This window comes from Vibrio sp. CCB-PB317 (assembly GCF_022808245.1).
Taxonomy (GTDB): Bacteria; Pseudomonadota; Gammaproteobacteria; order Enterobacterales; family Vibrionaceae; genus Vibrio; species Vibrio diabolicus.
On the sequence record NZ_JALGNU010000002.1, the window covers coordinates 1,210,738 to 1,227,468 of the forward strand.

Sequence of the window (16,731 nt, forward strand, 5' to 3'; positions counted from 1 at the left end):
TTTCAATGATGTGAGAGCTATTAATACCATCGTTATTATCAATCAACACAATAAGTAAAATTATCAGTAATTCCCGTCCTAAACGTTTGCGTAATCGCTAACCTTCTCTTAACCTTGATTTGAGGCTTTTATCACGGTTTTTCCATTGATATAGTGCGTCCATACAACAAAAAAAGACCATTCGAGGCATGGAGCTTCCTCATTAATCTCAAGATGAGAAGAATTGGTACCGACAAAATTCGGCAGATTTTAAGAGGGTCAAAAAATGGACATGAATATGGTTGAGATTTTAGGTTATGCAGCTTCAATCATGGTCGCAATTTCGCTAACTATGAAAGATATTGTTAAGCTTCGTATCCTTAACTTTATTGGTTGTGCGCTATTTACTGCTTACGGACTAATGATTGATTCTTGGCCTGTAGTATTAACTAACGGCTTTATTGCTTGCGTTAATATCTACTTCCTAGCAAAAATGCAACAGGAAAAAAAAAGCCTAGAATCTAGAGCCTAAAAAGCAATAGCATTCGAACAATAAAAGCCCGCGAATGATAAGATCGCGGGCTTTTTGCTTTTAATGCGCTCTCATTTTCTGCACATTCATCAATAGCTCTAGCGAACCCAGTTAAGTGCTAATGTTTCTCTACGAGAGAACATGTCTACATGCGATGAGATTATCGCCTTCACTGTGCTCAATCTCTCTTCTGAATCTGCCTCACAAATAATGGTCAAGCTAGACTCGCAAAGAGCAAACTCCGCTTTTCCCGTCGGGAATGTCACCAAACCGCTGTTTTCATTCCAAGTAGCAGGAACCTTTCGTCCAAAATGCCGACAAAGTGTCACTAAGTATTTGTCAGCGTGTTCGCTATCTATTCGGGTGCTTTCTTTAATCATGAATTTACTCGTGTTTTGAAGCGCCCCCTCTCGGGAGCCCTATTAGAATTGATAAGCAGCAGAAAGTTTGAAGTTGCGACCCGGCTCGTAGTCATCAAGCGTGAAGCCACGTGCCGTACCCGAACGAGACGCATGAGAGCTGTATAACTCGTCAAATACATTATCAATACCAAAGGTCACCGACAGTCCATCAATATTAGACGGCACCCATTGAGCATATAGATTATGTACATCATAACTTGCTTTCTTTGGCTGACCATCAAAGACGTTGTCTTCCTCTAGAACAAACATTGAGTTCCACCCGAAGATCGTTTCTAAAGCGTCTGACTGGTAATCCAAAGTTAGAGCAATACTATCACCCATATCAATGCTACGCCCATTACCCCCAGCAACAGGGCCACCGGTATTCTTGTTTTTGGTGTCCGACTTAGAGTAAGAAAGTTTGCTGTTAAACTTGTCGTAGCCATAAGAAGCACTTGCCTCAAAGCCTTTAATCTCAACATCACCTAAGTTGTAAATCAGGTAAGTTTGAGTCGCGTTTTGGTACTGGTCTGCAATGTAATCATCAATTTCCGTTTGGAATGCCGTAATATTCGCTCCAAAGAAATGCTTATCAAAGGTTTTATCAAAACGGACACCACCCTGTGTGTTCAACCCCGTTTCTGGCTTTAGTCCATCCTCTAAAAATGCAACGTCTTGGTAAGCAATAAAGGTTTCCATCAGCTCAGGGCCTTTGAATAGAGAGCGTGCGCTCGCAAACAGCGTCCAATCCTGAGTGACTGCCCATTCTGCCGCTAGGGCCCAGGTCACATCATCATAGTTACTCGTCCCCGTTTCAGCTTCACGTTTGTAATCATCAAAACGCATACCTGCGGTAACAAAGAAAGCATCAGAAAAGAAGAACTGGTCTTCTACAAACAGTGCGGTTGAAATGGCCGATTCATCCATGAACTTACGGCTACCGTAGTAACTTGAAGATGTCTTATCCATGTAGTCGAAACCATAGGTGATTCGATTATCAAACTCACCTAACATAACATCCGACTGGAACTTACCATTCAAACCAAAGTTTTGGTTTTTAGCGGTGTTCTTCGATAAACGGTTCGAAGGCCAGCGAGGAGCCATAACGCTCTCATCCCGTTTAATTTCCGTCTCGGTATTATAAAGTGTGACGTTACCTTGATGTTGTTCGCCTCGCAGCTCGTAACTCAAGGTAACGGTATCTCGGTCATAATCCGTAGGAATAAGTAACGTGCTCGATAAGCCATTGTTCGCACTCCCCGACATATCAGGACGCGGACTGTAATCACCACTGTCTCGGTACATGTCATAAGAGAGCTCAAAACGATGGATGTCGTTTAGTTCATACCCCAACTTAGCCAGAATGTTGTAAACATCACCCGCAGCGCCATAGGTTTTGTTGCCGTCACCATCTTCAAAGTCATCGCGCGTAACGTAATGGCCATAAACCATCGCATCAATGTTTTCGGACAAAAGCCCGTACAGTGTCAACGAGCCTTGTTGGTTGTCGTTGGATGCATAACCGCCATAAACACGAGCGCCAAACGTTTCATCGTAACGAAGTAAGTCACGAGCGTCTTTCGTTTCAAAATAAACCGAGCCGCCTAAGCCATTTTGAGTCACAGAGTTATTACCTACCTGGATATCGGCAGATTTGAGAATGTCAGGGTTTAGCGTCAAGTTACCAATGTGATGGAACATGCTTGCATGCTGAGAAGCACCATCAAGACGAATGTCCAAATCGGTTTCGCCCAAACCACGAATGGTAATACGTTGATTCACAGAGTGTGTTCCACCAACATCCACACCGGGAATATCGCGCAGTAAATCAGACATATGATCCGCTTGCTTCAGTGACATATCGTCTGCAAACATCGACTCGGTATTGCTAGAAACTTTTGTTCCCCATACAACGACTTCTTCAAAATGTGACTCGGTATCTTGAGCTAAAACAGGGTTTGATAGCGCCACTCCCACTGCAAGGCAAAGGCTTGAAAGCTTGATAGATGAACAAGCAGGGCTTTCCATAACTTCATTCCTAAATATTAATGATAATAATTCTCAGGTATAATAAGCATGAGTTTTATAAATACAAAGGCGATTTGATTATGCGAAATCGCACAAGTGTTATGAGGAAGTGTCAAATGCAGGAAGTCACACCAAAACGAACTAGAATTGCCAAGATCGCTTTAACCCAAAAACTGGAAGCCACAGAAAAGCAGTGGATCGTCACGCAAGGTCAACCTTGTCAAACTCAACTGGCAGAAGGCAAATTCCTATCATATCAGTACAATGATCAAATCTTTGTTCATGGTGGACGTTGCCTAGAGCTCGTTGATTCACATATTGTTTCTACTGCACACGCCTCACTGTTGGTCACTATTCTTTTAGAAGGTAAGCTCTCGTTTGGCTACGACGATTTGCAATTTGATTTAGACGCAAGCGACGGCCCTAAAGGTGTTGTGGTGAACCTACTCAAACCTGCAAACTTTCGTCGCTCACTGCTCAAAGATAACCTCATTAATAAGATCAACATATTGGTTAAGCCCCAGTGGCTAGAGGCTCGCCTTGACCAAACCTGTCGTCATCGGTCCTTTTTTAACTCTCATCAGGCGTTTCATCCTCTAGAGCTTAACCAGGCGTTATGCGAACTAGCTGAAACGCTGACAAGCCGAGAAACACCACAAGAATTCCAAGATAAGTTGGAAGTTGAAAGCTTGATCTATCAAATTTTGCATAAAGCGACTGAGCAAATCCCCAAGAACTTCAGTGCTAATAAAAATAACCATGAACGGCACACAGATGGTCGAATAGAGGATATTGTTAGCTATATAGAAACTCACCTTGAGCAAGAACTAGGCTTAGAAAAGTTGGCAAGCGTGTTTTCAATGAGCGTTTCAAACCTGCAGCGCCGATTTAAACAATCACTGAATATGACCGTAAATGGTTATATTCGCTTTCGGCGCCTTGAGATTGCGAGGCAACACTTGGAGCGTGGCCTAGTGACGATCACAGAAGCTGCTTATGAAGCCGGATACCACCACCCTTCCAACTTCACCTGCGCTTTCAAAAAGGTATTTGGTGTACCACCGCATGAAGTGATAAAAGAGTAAAGAGGCCCCAGGTAACTGACTGTTATTTAGGAGTGTCTTATCCGCAACATCGGTATATACTCGCCTTAAACGTTATGGAGGTTAAACATGAATATTGGTGCTGTCGCAAAGCTTACTGGGCTTTCATCTAAGTCGATTCGATTGTATGAAGACAAAGGGATCATATCTCCACCAGCGCGCAGCGACTCTGGCTATCGCGAATATTCAGATAATCATATTCAAGAGCTTAACTTAGTATCACGCGCAAAAAACGCAGGCTTTTCATTGCAAGAATGCAAAGAGTTTGTGCAACTTGCCCATAATCCCAACCGAAAAAGCAGCGAAGTAAAAGCAAGAACCATGGATAAGCTGAGAGAGGTTGAAGAAAAAATCGCGCACCTTATAGAGATCAAAACGCAACTTGAAGGTTGGGTTTCTTCTTGTCCGGGAGACGCTGAAAGCCGATGCCCAATCATAGACGAGCTCACCAAGTAAACTCGCCTATCTATCCTCATTGAGGAATCGCTTTCATTAAGCCCTGAGGTTGGATTAATGGTAAGTACACATGCGCTTGCCGTTTAATTCGATAATATTAAACGGCGTTTCGTAGATATCCTCTAGCGTAGACGCCTGAATCACCTCCTCCACCGCACCACTTGCCACAACTTTGCCTTGCTTAAGCGCCAATATGACATCCGAGTAGCACGCTGCGAAATTAATATCATGAATTACCACCACCATGGCTTTGTTCATGTCATGAGCTAACCGCTGCACGACTTTCATGATCTGAAGAGAGTGTTTGATATCTAGATTGTTAAGTGGTTCATCAAGAAAAACGTAGTCTGTATCTTGTGCAATCACCATGGCAATAAACGCAAGCTGTCGCTGACCACCACTTAATTCATCCAAATATTTGTCTTGTATACCTTGTAAATCTAGATAGTCGATCGCTTGTTCAATCACCGCATGATCTTCTTTGGTCAGATTTCCTTTGGAGTATGGGAAACGGCCAAAAGAGACCAACTCCTTCACGGTAAATCGCATGGTAATAGAGTTGGCTTGACGAAGTACCGCCAGCTTTTTCGCTAACTCTTTAGTGTCCCATTCCGCAATTTCCTTGCAATCAATGATAACACTACCACCATCCCGCTCCGTTAAGCGCGAAGCCATAGATAACAGCGTACTCTTTCCCGCGCCATTCGGGCCAATAATCGATGTTACCTTGCCCTTTTCAAACTGAGTATTGGCCTCATCAACCACTTTATTTGAACCGAAGGCCTTCGTTAATTTGTCTATCACTATCATATTTATACAACTTTGTTTTTCAGTAGTAGGTATAAGAAATACGCACCACCAATAAAGTTAATAACGACACTCAACGTCGTCTCAAAACTGAATACGTTCTCGATAATCCATTGCCCAGCCAGTAACGAGCTGATGGAGAGAAACGAACAACCAACCAGTAGCGTTTTGTGTTGGTAACTTCTGAACATTTCTCGGCTTAAGTTGGTTACCAGCAAACCAAAGAACATAATTGGTCCCACTAGAGCCGTAGAAATAGCAATCAGAACCGCCGAGATAATGAATACATTTCGCGTCACCTTAGGTACATCGACGCCCAAACTTTTCGCATTGTCTTGGTCGAGCCAAAACACATCTAAAGTGCGATGCATACTAAATAGCAACCAACATGCAAACATCAAAGCTGGCGCACTAAAGTAAACCAAATTCACTTTGACATTATTAAAGCTGGCGTAAAGTTTCGATTGAACGATTGCAAACGTATTTGGGTCCATCAGCAAAGAGAAAAATGACGCCGCATTGGAAAATAGCTGACCAAAGATCAAGCCGACCAATAGCAACGTAATCAAGTTCTTGCTTCCTTTAGAAAAGTAAAAACCAAACAACAATAATGAAAACGACACCATTACAATTACGGCAATCGTGAAATTGACGTACAAGTTAAGAACTAAAGTACTCAAACCACCAAAAATCAGCACGATCAAAATTTGCGTCAACACATACAACGCATCAAACCCCATGATACTTGGCGTTAAAATTCGGTTGTGCGTAATGGTTTGAAATACAAGTGAAGACTGAGCAATAGCCACACCCGCTAGCACTATCGCCAATACTTTAGGAACTCTACGAGATAAAAAATACTGGTAGTTGTCAGCCGTTAGCCCAATACCAATAAACAAACATGCAAAAAGTACCGCAATGCCACCTAGCAGTAGGATTTTCGTTGAATCACGCATGTTGCTTACCTCGCAACAACATCGCGATGAATACCACACCACCCAATATGCTGATCACGATAGAGATTGGCATTTCATGAGGGAAGATAATCAAACGACTCACCAAGTCGCAACACAGCACTAAAGTCGCACCATACATGGCCGTAAGCGGAATGTTCTTTTTGAGGTTATCACCATAAAAGTGACTAACGAGGTTCGGCACAATCAGACCAAGGAATGGCAGCTGCCCCACAATCATCACGACACTTGCTGACATGATTGACACCAATAGAACGCCAATCGTGACAACCTGCTGATAATTTAACCCCAAGTTAACCGCGAAATCTTTTCCGATACCCACGGCTGAAATCCGTGCGGCAAAAAGATAGCTGAGAATAGCCATTGGTACCGCGATGTACAGCAGTTCAAAATCACCACGCAAGATGTTGGCGAAGTTTGCGACTGTCCAAGCATTCAGACTTTGAAGTGCATCGTATTTGTAAGCGATAAACGTGGTCATGGATTGGATGACATTGCCGAAAATAATCCCGACAAGAGGCACAAAAACCACACTCTTAAATTGAATGCGCTGAATAAAGAAAATAAACGCCAGCGTCCCAAATACCGAGATGCCGAATACGAGCCAAAGGTGATTGTCGTTGCCAAAGAAAACCACGCTCAGTACATAGCCCAGCATGGCGCATTCGATCGTACCGGTTGTAGAAGGTGCAGCAAATCGGTTCTGGCTGATTTGCTGCATAATAAGGCCTGCAATACTTAAGCCTGCACCAGCAAGCAGTATGGCGAATAAACGTGGTATACGGCTGGTAAAGAAAAGCTCTAACGCTTTCTCATCACCCGAAAATAACTGTTGGGGCGTCATGTTTGCCACCCCAACAAACAACGAAACCGTGCTTAAAACCACAAGGGTTAGCAATAACTTTTTCAAAGTTAACCTCTGCTATCTTGGATTACAGTTCAACGGTTTGCTTGATCTCACTGACCATTTTTTCTGTTGCAGTCACACCAGACATCGACAAGTACCACGCGTCCACATCTAAATAAGTGATTTTGTGATTCTTATATGCGGCGGTTGCTTTGACTAAGTCGTTATCCATGGACTTACGAATATCGTTATCTGGCGTGCCTTTTAACGAATTGCGGTCAACTACGAGTATATTTTTCGGGTTAGCTTCACGAATAAATTCATAAGAAATAACATCTCCGTGAGTGCCCGTTTTCACGTGTTCAACCGTTTCCAAGAAACCGAAATCGTTATAAATCACACCAAATCGCGATTGAGATCCAAACGCACTGATGTTGTCACCCATGCTTAAAATCGTTAACGCATCATTGTTATTTGATTGGTTGTAGTCACGAATTGCTTTGAATTGAGCATCTAGCGCTTCAATTTTCTGCTCTACTTTTTCTTCGATATTGAAGATTTTACCAATATTGCGCCACTGTGCTTGCGTACCTTCCCAGTAACCTTGATTCTCTTTCGCAGCAAAAACGACCGTAGGAGCAATTTCACTCAGCTCTTCATATTTCGCAGACGCTCGCGGACCAACCAATATCAAATCTGGTTTTTGCATGTAAATGGTTTCAAAGTCAGGTTCAAACAAACTACCCGCAGAGGTGTAGTTATCTTTGCTGTATTTTGAAAGGTAGCTAGGCAGATTAGAAGAGTTAGAGACTGCAACAGGATCGATACCAAAGTTGTCCAGCGCATCTAGCGGACCAAAGCCAATCACAACCACGCGCTCTGGTGATTGTTCTAGCTCGGTTTGACCCATGTAATGGTCAATCACAACCTTAGCAGCGAAAGAAGGAGAAACAGTAAATAGCGACAACATAGCCGCACCGACGAATTTTTTCATTTTGTTAAGCCTTAATGAGATCTATTATCATGCGCGTTCGCAATATAACGTTACTCTTTACTGCATTCAACAAAATTTAAGGTACTTTACATTAGTTACGCTTATTCGAGCTTCAACTATATCAAAGACTTATAAAAACCATTCATTGCAATATCTAGGTGTATCATTCATGCGCTTCGATAAATGCTTTAAGTGCAAGCTCATCAATAATCTCCAACCCGTTTTCCGTTTTTGCAATCAATCCCTTTTCAATCAAATCTTTAACTGCACGTCGATAAACACGACCAGAAGTACCAAATCGCTCAGCTTCTTGATTTACTTTGTCAAAGCCACCGAGCAATGTGTTGGTTTGATTACGGACGAAAAGATCATACGCAATATTATAAGTAATGGGATGCAATAACCGATTGGTATAGATATCCATAGAATCTTGATAATCTTCGGCCAACGCTGAAGCAAAGAACACCATCATTTCTGGATGCTTTTGTAGCGCTTCAGTTAGTTTTTGGATGCAGATGACATCAACCTGCATGTGCTCATCTGCAATCACATTCCATTGGCAAGGAGTCTGAGTGAAGTACTCCATTTCACCATAGATATGGTAGTCGCAGTTTGCCTCTCCTAATTGAAAGCGTCGCCCATTCGCGGCCAATATACTCATTGACACTCGACCTACCGGCACAACATATAAGTACTGAAGTTGCTCACCTTGGCGGAGAATTTCTTCCCCAGCATCAAAGTAACGCGTACTAATTTGACACTGATAGATCATCTCACGAAAGGCAACGCTCTTTTTTTCAAGGTATGTTTTGAAGCGGCCAGTTGGATACGGGCTGATTTTCATTCTCTGCTCTCTCAGACAAGTTACTGATAACTATCTCAGGTGGATTGTACCCCGTAACACCAAATAAAAAAGCGACAGTGGCCTGTCGCTTTACATTCATTGATTTATAAGAGTTACTGAGGTTAGTACGGACTACCTCTGAGCGATCAGCGCTTCTAACGCCGTCATTGCAGCAAGCTTCTCACCTTGCATCATTACTTTCGCTTCATCAACGTACTGGCCAACCCCTTCTTTCACATCTTGTTGGTACAGAACGACGTTATTTAAGATCGAAGCCACATGAAGACCACGTAATCGGCCAACGGCAAACAAAGCTGAGGTTTCCATATCGGCACCTAAGACGCCCTTCTTGTTCCAGTATTGGCATATCGCATCTTCGTCATCGGTATAGAAACTGTCGTGAGAACGTACCACACCGAAATGATAACGCGCCTCTTGCACCGACAGGTAACGCTCAACTTCCTTTAATAAGGAAAAACTTGCGTACGCCGGATAAGCCGAATCCACATACGCTTTGGATCCGCCTTCATCTCTTACCGCACCTTCGGCAATGATTAGCTCGCCAAGCTGAATGCCTGATTGCATCGCACCTGCCGATCCAACACGTACTACATGAGTTACGCCGCACTGTTTTAGCTCTTCAACTGCGATGATCATCGATGGGGCGCCGATACCTGTGCTGCATACTGAAACAGGCTGGTCTTTGTATTTGCCAGTAAAAACACGGTACTCGCGATTTTCCGAGATCATTTCTGCATCATCCAATAATGCGGCAATACGATTAGCTCGGTCTGGCTCACCACATACAATGACGAGAGAAGCGACTTGTGTTTCATCAACACCGATATGAGGTTGTTTAGCCATTTTTCGCTCCTTATGCTGCAGCTTGAGCTAAGGTTTTATCGCCATTGCGCTTGGCGCTACGGGCCCATTCACGCGTACCATTGGCAGCAATGAACATCAAAATCGCATACTGAACGGACATCGCATAAACACCCTGTGTCGCGTAGATACCAACACTGATGATGTTAATCACAACCCAAAGAATCCAGTTTTCCACATATTTACGTGTCATCAGAATTTGTGCAACAACGGAAAGTACTGTCATGGTTGCATCCCAAAACGGGAACGCATCAGGTTCAAGTACCGGATCAGCCAAACCTGCACCAAATAGATTCAAGCTATCAACAGCAATGTTTGCTAATGCAAAGAAAAAGGGGTCGATGTAGATGGTTAACAACGCGATAGACACAACGCTAATAGAAGCAGTGGCGATGAGTTTCTGTTTGTTTAACCAGCGTACTTCCAGCGTTTCACCTTCCGCGTTTGGACGAGTCCACGCATACCAACCGTAAATGTTCGCACAGAAGAAAAACAGTTGAAGAAGTAATAATCCGTATAACTGAATTTGGAAAAAGATAACGGCAAAAAGAGTGACATTCAGCAAACCGAATAAGTAGTTGATGGTTTTTTCTTGGCTAGCAAACCAAATGCAAAGCAATCCAAAAACCGTACCGAAAGCTTCGATCCAACTCATTGCGTAACCGCCGCCAATTGGAATGTTAACCAGGGTGTTGTTTATATCGAGTAAGGCAAGTAGGTCCATGTCGATGTCCTTTATTATTTTGTTTGGGAATATGCCTATATTAGGGCGTGACACCTAACAAAAAGGAGGACATTTGTCCCCCTCTTGATGCACTCGATCATAATTCAGTTCAATACTTGCTTGAAAGCAATAAATGACTCAATTGAACCGCTAGGAAATTAACACGCCTAAGAATCCAAACCTAAATAGCGCTTTTTGAATGCGGAAGCTGATGCAAATAAAGCTGACGCCAAAAGTGTAATAACAAACCCAATGGCGTACTCGAATGCTTCATTCACCAAGAGCTGATAACAGCTCACAAAAAAAATCAGTATGACCGCAATAACATTAACTCGGTGAAACCAAGGATGCTTTACGGAGAACTTAGCGTAACCTTTTGATAACATTTAACTAATCCGCCAGACAACAATTAATATTTTTATTTATAATCAATGGTGATAGTAAGGCTTTATAGTATAAAGAGAAACGACTTTTTTGATTTTTTAGCTCAACATCACAGGTCATCTAGTGCTGCTTGACTTTAATATCTTGACACTTTTTCGTTCAACTAAGGTAGGTTCTAATTGCACGACTTGCGCTTCTGTTGATTTATCATCCAATTTTCGGACAAGCGTTTCCACGGCAGCTTGCCCAAGACGGTATTTAGGCTGGTGAATTGTGGTGAGTGATGGCGACATGAACTTCGCGATATGTATGTCATCGTAACCGATGATTGAAATCTGTTCCGGGACTTTAATATTGAGCTCATTTGCGGCGTTAATCACACCCATCGCCATCATATCATTGGAAACGAAAATCGAGCTGGGTAAGATGCCTCGCTGCGCCATTTTCATAAATGCTTGGTATCCGCCTTCACATTCGAAGTCCGATTCAATTATCCAGTTGGCATTAAATTCCAAGCCTGCTTCGTTCATCGCACGTTTGTAACCTTCGTATCGCATTTGCGCTTGGTGTTTAATCAAAGGGCCAGTGATACATCCTATTTCTGTGTGGCCGCAATCAATCAAGTATTTCGCCGCTAGGTAACCGCCACGAAGCGAGTTATCTTGAATTTTGTCGCTCGTAAACAGCATCGGCCCCCAATCCATCACCACGACAGGGATATCAGGATAACGCTCAAATACATCGATACGCTCCCCTTCTAGCGAGGAGCACATCAAGATCAAACCATCGACACGCTTTTGCAAAAGCGTATTAATGGATTGGCGCATGCGTTCATTATCACCTTCTGTGTTACATAGAATGAGACTATAGCCTTTGTGATAGCAACTGCGTTCGACGCCTTTTACGACTTCGCCAAAGAATGGGTTGGTTGAAGTTGTCACTAGCATACCAATGGTTTTGGTACGGTTGACTTTGAGGCTACGCGCCAAAGCTGATGGCGCATAGTAGTTGAGTTCTTTTGCGGCATTATTGACGCGTTCGGAGATCTCTTCACTCACAAAACGCGTCTTGTTAATAACATGGCTCACTGTTGAAGTGGAAACCCCTGCCAGTTTTGCGATGTCTTTCATCGTCGCCATGTTATTACTCCTAATTGATGAGGCGTTTAAGCCCTATTGTGCAGCGAGAAACGCGTCCACCTCTTCGCGAGTTGGGATCGACGTCTGCGCGCCAAAGCGGGTCACAGAAATTGCAGCCGCCGCATGTGCAAACTTAATTGCTGATTCTAAAGGTAAACCCTCTAACAGGCCAGTGACGAATGCCCCATTAAACGTATCCCCTGCTGCGGTGGTATCGGTCGCGTCAACACGGAACCCCGGGATGAGCTCACCTCTACCATTTTGACTTAACCAAACCCCCTTCGCACCGAGAGTGATCATGACAATTTCGATACCTTTGCTATGAAGCACATTCGCCGCTTCTTGCGCGCTGTCATTATCCGTTACCGTTACCCCCGTCAACACTTCAGCTTCGGTTTCATTTGGTGTAATGACATCAATACAAGCAAGCAGTTCGTCTGACAGTTCACGAGCAGGGGCTGGGTTTAAAATGACGTTAGTTTTTGCATCTTTCGCCACTCGCGCGGCTTTCTCAATGCCGCACATCGGCGTTTCCAATTGCATCAGCAGGTAATCCGCTTGGCGAATGCGTTCTAAATCTGGCTCAATCGCTTCTGCTGTCAATTTGGCATTCGCTTCTGCTGAAATACAAATGCTGTTTTCACCACTATCCGACACTTGAATCATCGCAATGCCAGTTGGGCAGTTTGGTTGCATCTTCACACCAGTGATGTCGATGCCGTCCATATTGAAGTTTTCACGAATATTGATGCCGAACGAGTCATCGCCTACACAAGCAATAAAGCTAATATCAGCCTTGAGTCGAGCTGCAGCAACAGCTTGGTTGGCACCTTTGCCACCTGGGATAACTTGATAGTTGCGACCATGTAGCGTTTCGCCAGGGCGAGGGAAAGAAGGCACTTGAAGAACATGGTCAGCGTTTACACTACCTAACACCACTAACTTATTCATACGGTTATCCTCGGTTCTGAATGAACCCTTTTTTTGAAAAACTATTTGGAAAATACGTTAGATGACTTTAACTTCTCTCCTTAGCGAAGGAGTCACGATAAAAAGCCAAAGGCATCTATACCCTGCATTTTTAAGTCACTTGGGTATGTTTGCCCTCTCCTCCTAAACGACAGATATAAACGGAGGAGAGAGCAAAAATTAGGACGCTTTATTGAACGTCAAACTTATTTAGTCACTACTTTTAGTGGTACCGGAATGTATGCTTCTACTTTTTCACCTTTCAAGACTTTGTCAGCCGTTTCGACACCTAACGCGCCAATAAGATCTGGCTGCTGCGCGATGGTTGCTGCTAGTTTGCCACGGTTAACTGCCGCAATGCCGTCTTCCGTGCCATCAAAACCAACGATAACGACGTCTTTGCCAGAAGCTTGAACGGCGCGAAGTGCACCTAGCGCCATTTCATCATTCTGTGCGAACACCGCTTGTACATCAGGGTTAGCCGCGAGTAGGTTTTCCATCACGTTTAGGCCTTTAGTACGGTCAAAGTCTGCTGGCTGGCTCGCAAGAAGATCCATATCGCTGCCCTTCACGGCATTCATGAAACCTTCACCACGCTCGCGCGCCGCCGATGTGCCCGCAATACCTTCAAGCTGAATTACTTTTGCTTTTTCGCCAACTTTTTCCATGATGTAGTGGCCTGCCATTTCACCACCGATCACGTTGTCGGACGCGATGTGGCTCACGACTTCACCACGGCTTGCGCCACGGTCTAGTGTCAATACAGGGATCTTAGAACGGTTCGCCATACGAATCGCATTAGACACAGCATCAGAATCCGTTGGGTTGATAAGAATTGCTTTTACACCGCGAATACTTAAATCCTCGATGTTCGACAGCTCTTTGCTCGGGTCATTTTGCGAGTCCAGTACAATTAAGTCGTACCCCAATTCTTTCGCTTTAGCTTCCGCACCGTCTTTCATCGTTACGAAGAACGGGTTGTTTAGCGTCGAAACCACAATCGCCATCGTATCTTGGGCTTGTGCCGCTACTGATACAGTGGAAGAAAGAAGTGCAGCAGAGATAAGAGTTGCAAGTTTTTTCATCGTTCTAGTCCTTTGTGTAGGGTGAGCCAGCACACGCCCACTGGCTCGGTTTGTATTCAGGATTTAATGGTTATGGATTATTTGTTTTTGTTGTCTACCAGTACTGCGAGCAAGATAACCACTGCTTTGGCAATCATTTGGTAGTATGAGGAAACGTCTAGTAGGTTAAGAGCGTTGTTTAAGAAACCGATAATCAGCGCACCAATTAGCGTACCCATGATACGGCCTTTACCGCCCATCAAGCTGGTACCGCCAAGAACAACCGCTGCGATAGCGTCTAGCTCGTAGCCCATACCCGCCGTTGGCTGAGCGGAAGATAGACGAGAAGTCACGATGATGCCTGCAAGCGCTGCCAGCATACCGCAGATGGCGTACACACCAATCTTCACTCGGTCAACATTGATACCAGATAGACGAGTCGCTGATTCGTTGCCACCTAGTGCGTAAACGTAGCGACCAAAACGAGTGTGATTAAGTAGGTACCAAGCCGCTGCGAACACAACCACCATCAACCAAACAGGTACTGGAATACCTAGCGCGTAGCCGGTACCAAACCATGCAAACGCATCTGCGGTGTCAGTAAAACCTGTCGAGATTGGACGACCTTCGGTGTACACCATAGTCACACCGCGTAGTAACGTCATGGTAACCAGCGTAGCGATAAAGGCCTGTACTTTGCCCTTCGCAATGATGATGCCGCTAATTGCACCTAACGCTGCACCTGCGACTAAAGCGGTCGGAACCGCCACCAGCACCGGGACTTCAAGCGCAATCATGCTTGCCGCAAAGGCACCACATAACGCCAGTACGGAACCAACACTCAAGTCGATGCCTGCGGTTAAAATAACCAGTGTCATACCTACCGCGATAATGGCATTCACTGAGGTTTGACGAAGAATGTTGAGAATGTTGTCGACCGTAAAGAAGTTCGGGTTCAAAAATGACACAACAACAATCAAAAAAATCAGTGCTATCAGTGATTTTTGCTCAATCAACCACTCTTTTGTGAACAACTTCTTGTTGCTAGCTTCGGTTGGTTTGCTCATGGTATTAGTACTCATGCTGCTTCCTCATTGATCTTTTTGCCTACGGCACAGGCGAGTAATTTTTCTTGATCGGCGTCTTTCGCATCGAATTCGCCAGTAATACGACCTTCATGCATAACCAGAATGCGGTCACTCATACCGAGCACTTCTGGCATCTCGGAAGACACCAAGATGATGCTCATGCCTTCGGCTTTGAACTTGTTGATGAGTTGATAAATTTCTTTTTTCGCACCGACATCGACGCCACGTGTTGGCTCATCGAGAATCAGAACTTTAGGTTTGGTCATTAACCCTTTCGCGATCGCCACTTTTTGCTGGTTACCGCCGGATAAGTTACCAATGATTTGGTTGCGCGTAGGGGTTTTGATATTAAATAGCTTGATAAAATCTTCCACGGCAATCACTTCGTCGCTATGTTGGATTTGGAAGCCTTTAGTCAAATGATTGAGAGAACAAAGTGACATATTCTCCTTAACCGAGAGACCTAACACCAAGCCATCGCCTTTGCGATCTTCAGAGATATAAGCGATGCCATTTGCTAAGCCATCTTGTGGGCTAACCGGGTTAATGGTTTTGTTATCAAGGTTGATAACACCATACTCACTTGGCAACGCGCCATAAATTACTTTCATCAGTTCGGTGCGGCCTGCCCCCATCAAACCAGAAATACCCAAAATCTCACCGCGTTTCAGCGTGAAGCTCACATCGTGAACGCCAGATCCGGTCAGGCCAATCACTTCAAGGCAAGTTTCGCCATGTTGTACATCAATACGTGGGTATTGCTCTTCTAACTTACGACCAACCATCATTTCGATCAGGCCGTCTTCATCAGTGTCGGGCACCTTGCACTCACCGATAAATTTACCGTCACGAAGCACCGTAATATCGTCACAGATTTCAAAGATTTCTTTAAGACGGTGTGAGATATAAACAATGCCGCAGCCCTGCTCTCGAAGCTCGTTGATCACTTTAAATAGTGACTCCGTCTCGGTATCAGTCAGCGCGTCAGTTGGCTCATCCATAATGATGACTTTCGATTCAAACGAAAGCGCTTTCGCGATCTCCACCATTTGCTGTTCACCTAGGCTCAAATCACCAAGCAACGTTTTCGATGAGTGCTTTACGTTAAGGCGTTGAAGCAACTTGTCTGCTTCTTCATACATCTTGCTCCACTGAATACGCCCCATCGTGCCGGTAAATTCACGACCTAGATAGATGTTTTCAGCAATCGTTAGTTCAGGGATCAAGTTCAATTCTTGGTGAATGATGCTGATGCCCGCTTCCTGAGAGTCACGCGGCCCTTTAAACGCGGCAGGTTGGCCTTGATATTGGATGCTACCCGCATCCATGTGATAGATGCCAGTCAGCACCTTCATCAATGTTGACTTGCCTGCTCCATTTTCTCCCATGAGCGCCATGACACGGCCTGGGTAAACATTCAGGCTCGCTTTGTCCAGTGCTTTCACGCCCGGGAACGCTTTCTCAATGTCGCTCAGTTGTAGAATGGCTTGAGTCATAATCTGTCCTCAATATCTCT

17 protein-coding genes are annotated in these 16,731 nt (G+C 44.3%); 3 read left to right on the top strand and 14 right to left on the bottom strand.

The features are described from left to right. Window positions 1–265: 265 nt before the first annotated feature. Entirely contained in the window at window positions 266–511 is a 246-nt protein-coding gene (locus MTR11_RS14505) for a YgjV family protein (RefSeq protein WP_005397186.1), read from the top strand. Between the two features lie 98 nt (window positions 512–609). Here MTR11_RS14505 and MTR11_RS14510 read toward each other — a convergent pair whose 3' ends face one another. Next, entirely contained in the window at window positions 610–891 is a 282-nt protein-coding gene (locus MTR11_RS14510; protein WP_006742780.1) for a DUF2218 domain-containing protein, read from the bottom strand. A gap of 42 nt (window positions 892–933) precedes the next feature. Beyond that, a complete protein-coding gene (locus tag MTR11_RS14515) occupies window positions 934–2,940 on the bottom strand; it encodes a TonB-dependent siderophore receptor (protein ID WP_243327915.1) in 2,007 nt (668 codons plus the stop codon). 116 nt (window positions 2,941–3,056) lie between these two features. On the opposite strand from MTR11_RS14515, the gene MTR11_RS14520 reads away from it, so the two are divergent. Together MTR11_RS14520 and cueR are read left to right on the top strand one after the other, a co-directional pair. Further along, complete coding sequence (locus tag MTR11_RS14520; protein WP_243327916.1) at window positions 3,057–4,025, top strand: helix-turn-helix domain-containing protein; 969 nt, start codon at window positions 3,057–3,059, stop codon at window positions 4,023–4,025. Window positions 4,026–4,112: 87 nt separating this feature from the next. Then, the gene (cueR, locus tag MTR11_RS14525; RefSeq protein ID WP_243327917.1) at window positions 4,113–4,499 is read left to right on the top strand and encodes a Cu(I)-responsive transcriptional regulator; all 387 of its coding nucleotides are present in this window, start codon (window positions 4,113–4,115) and stop codon (window positions 4,497–4,499) included. Window positions 4,500–4,553: 54 nt separating this feature from the next. Here cueR and vctC read toward each other — a convergent pair whose 3' ends face one another. The 12 genes from vctC to rbsA form a co-directional block, all read right to left on the bottom strand. After that, window positions 4,554–5,309: an iron chelate ABC transporter ATP-binding protein VctC gene (vctC, locus tag MTR11_RS14530; protein ID WP_005397181.1), complete on the bottom strand. Its 756-nt coding sequence runs from the start codon at window positions 5,307–5,309 to the stop codon at window positions 4,554–4,556. 2 nt (window positions 5,310–5,311) lie between these two features. Next, the gene (gene vctG / locus MTR11_RS14535; protein ID WP_012842333.1) at window positions 5,312–6,262 is read right to left on the bottom strand and encodes an iron chelate uptake ABC transporter permease subunit VctG; all 951 of its coding nucleotides are present in this window, start codon (window positions 6,260–6,262) and stop codon (window positions 5,312–5,314) included. Next, a complete protein-coding gene (vctD, locus tag MTR11_RS14540; RefSeq protein WP_041853077.1) occupies window positions 6,255–7,190 on the bottom strand; it encodes an iron chelate uptake ABC transporter permease subunit VctD in 936 nt (311 codons plus the stop codon). The genes vctG and vctD overlap by 8 nt, the downstream gene beginning before the upstream one ends. Before the next feature lie 22 nt (window positions 7,191–7,212). Next, window positions 7,213–8,121, bottom strand: a complete 909-nt coding sequence (locus tag MTR11_RS14545; RefSeq protein WP_048624947.1) for a siderophore ABC transporter substrate-binding protein — start codon at window positions 8,119–8,121, stop codon at window positions 7,213–7,215. Between the two features lie 163 nt (window positions 8,122–8,284). Further along, window positions 8,285–8,965 (bottom strand): Crp/Fnr family transcriptional regulator, encoded by a 681-nt coding sequence (locus tag MTR11_RS14550; RefSeq protein ID WP_006741007.1) that lies wholly within the window; start codon window positions 8,963–8,965, stop codon window positions 8,285–8,287. 132 nt (window positions 8,966–9,097) lie between these two features. After that, window positions 9,098–9,829, bottom strand: coding sequence for a nucleoside phosphorylase (locus MTR11_RS14555; protein ID WP_243327918.1), 732 nt, complete (start codon window positions 9,827–9,829; stop codon window positions 9,098–9,100). 10 nt (window positions 9,830–9,839) lie between these two features. Next, on the bottom strand, window positions 9,840–10,571 hold the full coding sequence (gene pnuC / locus MTR11_RS14560) for a nicotinamide riboside transporter PnuC (protein WP_005397168.1): 732 nt from the start codon (window positions 10,569–10,571) through the stop codon (window positions 9,840–9,842). Between the two features lie 500 nt (window positions 10,572–11,071). Then, window positions 11,072–12,094, bottom strand: coding sequence for a substrate-binding domain-containing protein (locus tag MTR11_RS14565; protein WP_161442513.1), 1,023 nt, complete (start codon window positions 12,092–12,094; stop codon window positions 11,072–11,074). A 33-nt stretch (window positions 12,095–12,127) separates the two neighbouring features. Next, entirely contained in the window at window positions 12,128–13,045 is a 918-nt protein-coding gene (rbsK, locus tag MTR11_RS14570; RefSeq protein ID WP_243327919.1) for a ribokinase, read from the bottom strand. Between the two features lie 224 nt (window positions 13,046–13,269). Then, entirely contained in the window at window positions 13,270–14,148 is an 879-nt protein-coding gene (gene rbsB, locus MTR11_RS14575; RefSeq protein ID WP_006741010.1) for a ribose ABC transporter substrate-binding protein RbsB, read from the bottom strand. 77 nt (window positions 14,149–14,225) lie between these two features. Further along, the gene (gene rbsC, locus MTR11_RS14580; protein WP_006741011.1) at window positions 14,226–15,209 is read right to left on the bottom strand and encodes a ribose ABC transporter permease; all 984 of its coding nucleotides are present in this window, start codon (window positions 15,207–15,209) and stop codon (window positions 14,226–14,228) included. Further along, window positions 15,206–16,711 (bottom strand): ribose ABC transporter ATP-binding protein RbsA, encoded by a 1,506-nt coding sequence (gene rbsA, locus MTR11_RS14585; protein ID WP_243327920.1) that lies wholly within the window; start codon window positions 16,709–16,711, stop codon window positions 15,206–15,208. The genes rbsC and rbsA overlap by 4 nt, the downstream gene beginning before the upstream one ends. Between the last annotated feature and the right edge of the window lie 20 nt (window positions 16,712–16,731).

Excerpts from the sequence above, each read along its gene's own strand:
- MTR11_RS14505 (WP_005397186.1), top strand. The coding sequence starts at position 266 with ATGGACATGAATATGGTTGAGATTTTAGGTTATGCAGCTTCAATCATG.
- MTR11_RS14510 (WP_006742780.1), bottom strand. The coding sequence starts at position 891 with ATGATTAAAGAAAGCACCCGAATAGATAGCGAACACGCTGACAAATAC.
- MTR11_RS14515 (WP_243327915.1), bottom strand. The coding sequence starts at position 2,940 with ATGGAAAGCCCTGCTTGTTCATCTATCAAGCTTTCAAGCCTTTGCCTT.
- MTR11_RS14520 (WP_243327916.1), top strand. The coding sequence starts at position 3,057 with ATGCAGGAAGTCACACCAAAACGAACTAGAATTGCCAAGATCGCTTTA.
- cueR (WP_243327917.1), top strand. The coding sequence starts at position 4,113 with ATGAATATTGGTGCTGTCGCAAAGCTTACTGGGCTTTCATCTAAGTCG.
- vctC (WP_005397181.1), bottom strand. The coding sequence starts at position 5,309 with ATGATAGTGATAGACAAATTAACGAAGGCCTTCGGTTCAAATAAAGTG.
- vctG (WP_012842333.1), bottom strand. The coding sequence starts at position 6,262 with ATGCGTGATTCAACGAAAATCCTACTGCTAGGTGGCATTGCGGTACTT.
- MTR11_RS14545 (WP_048624947.1), bottom strand. The coding sequence starts at position 8,121 with ATGAAAAAATTCGTCGGTGCGGCTATGTTGTCGCTATTTACTGTTTCT.
- MTR11_RS14550 (WP_006741007.1), bottom strand. The coding sequence starts at position 8,965 with ATGAAAATCAGCCCGTATCCAACTGGCCGCTTCAAAACATACCTTGAA.
- MTR11_RS14555 (WP_243327918.1), bottom strand. The coding sequence starts at position 9,829 with ATGGCTAAACAACCTCATATCGGTGTTGATGAAACACAAGTCGCTTCT.
- pnuC (WP_005397168.1), bottom strand. The coding sequence starts at position 10,571 with ATGGACCTACTTGCCTTACTCGATATAAACAACACCCTGGTTAACATT.
- MTR11_RS14565 (WP_161442513.1), bottom strand. The coding sequence starts at position 12,094 with ATGGCGACGATGAAAGACATCGCAAAACTGGCAGGGGTTTCCACTTCA.
- rbsK (WP_243327919.1), bottom strand. The coding sequence starts at position 13,045 with ATGAATAAGTTAGTGGTGTTAGGTAGTGTAAACGCTGACCATGTTCTT.
- rbsB (WP_006741010.1), bottom strand. The coding sequence starts at position 14,148 with ATGAAAAAACTTGCAACTCTTATCTCTGCTGCACTTCTTTCTTCCACT.
- rbsC (WP_006741011.1), bottom strand. The coding sequence starts at position 15,209 with ATGAGTACTAATACCATGAGCAAACCAACCGAAGCTAGCAACAAGAAG.
- rbsA (WP_243327920.1), bottom strand. The coding sequence starts at position 16,711 with ATGACTCAAGCCATTCTACAACTGAGCGACATTGAGAAAGCGTTCCCG.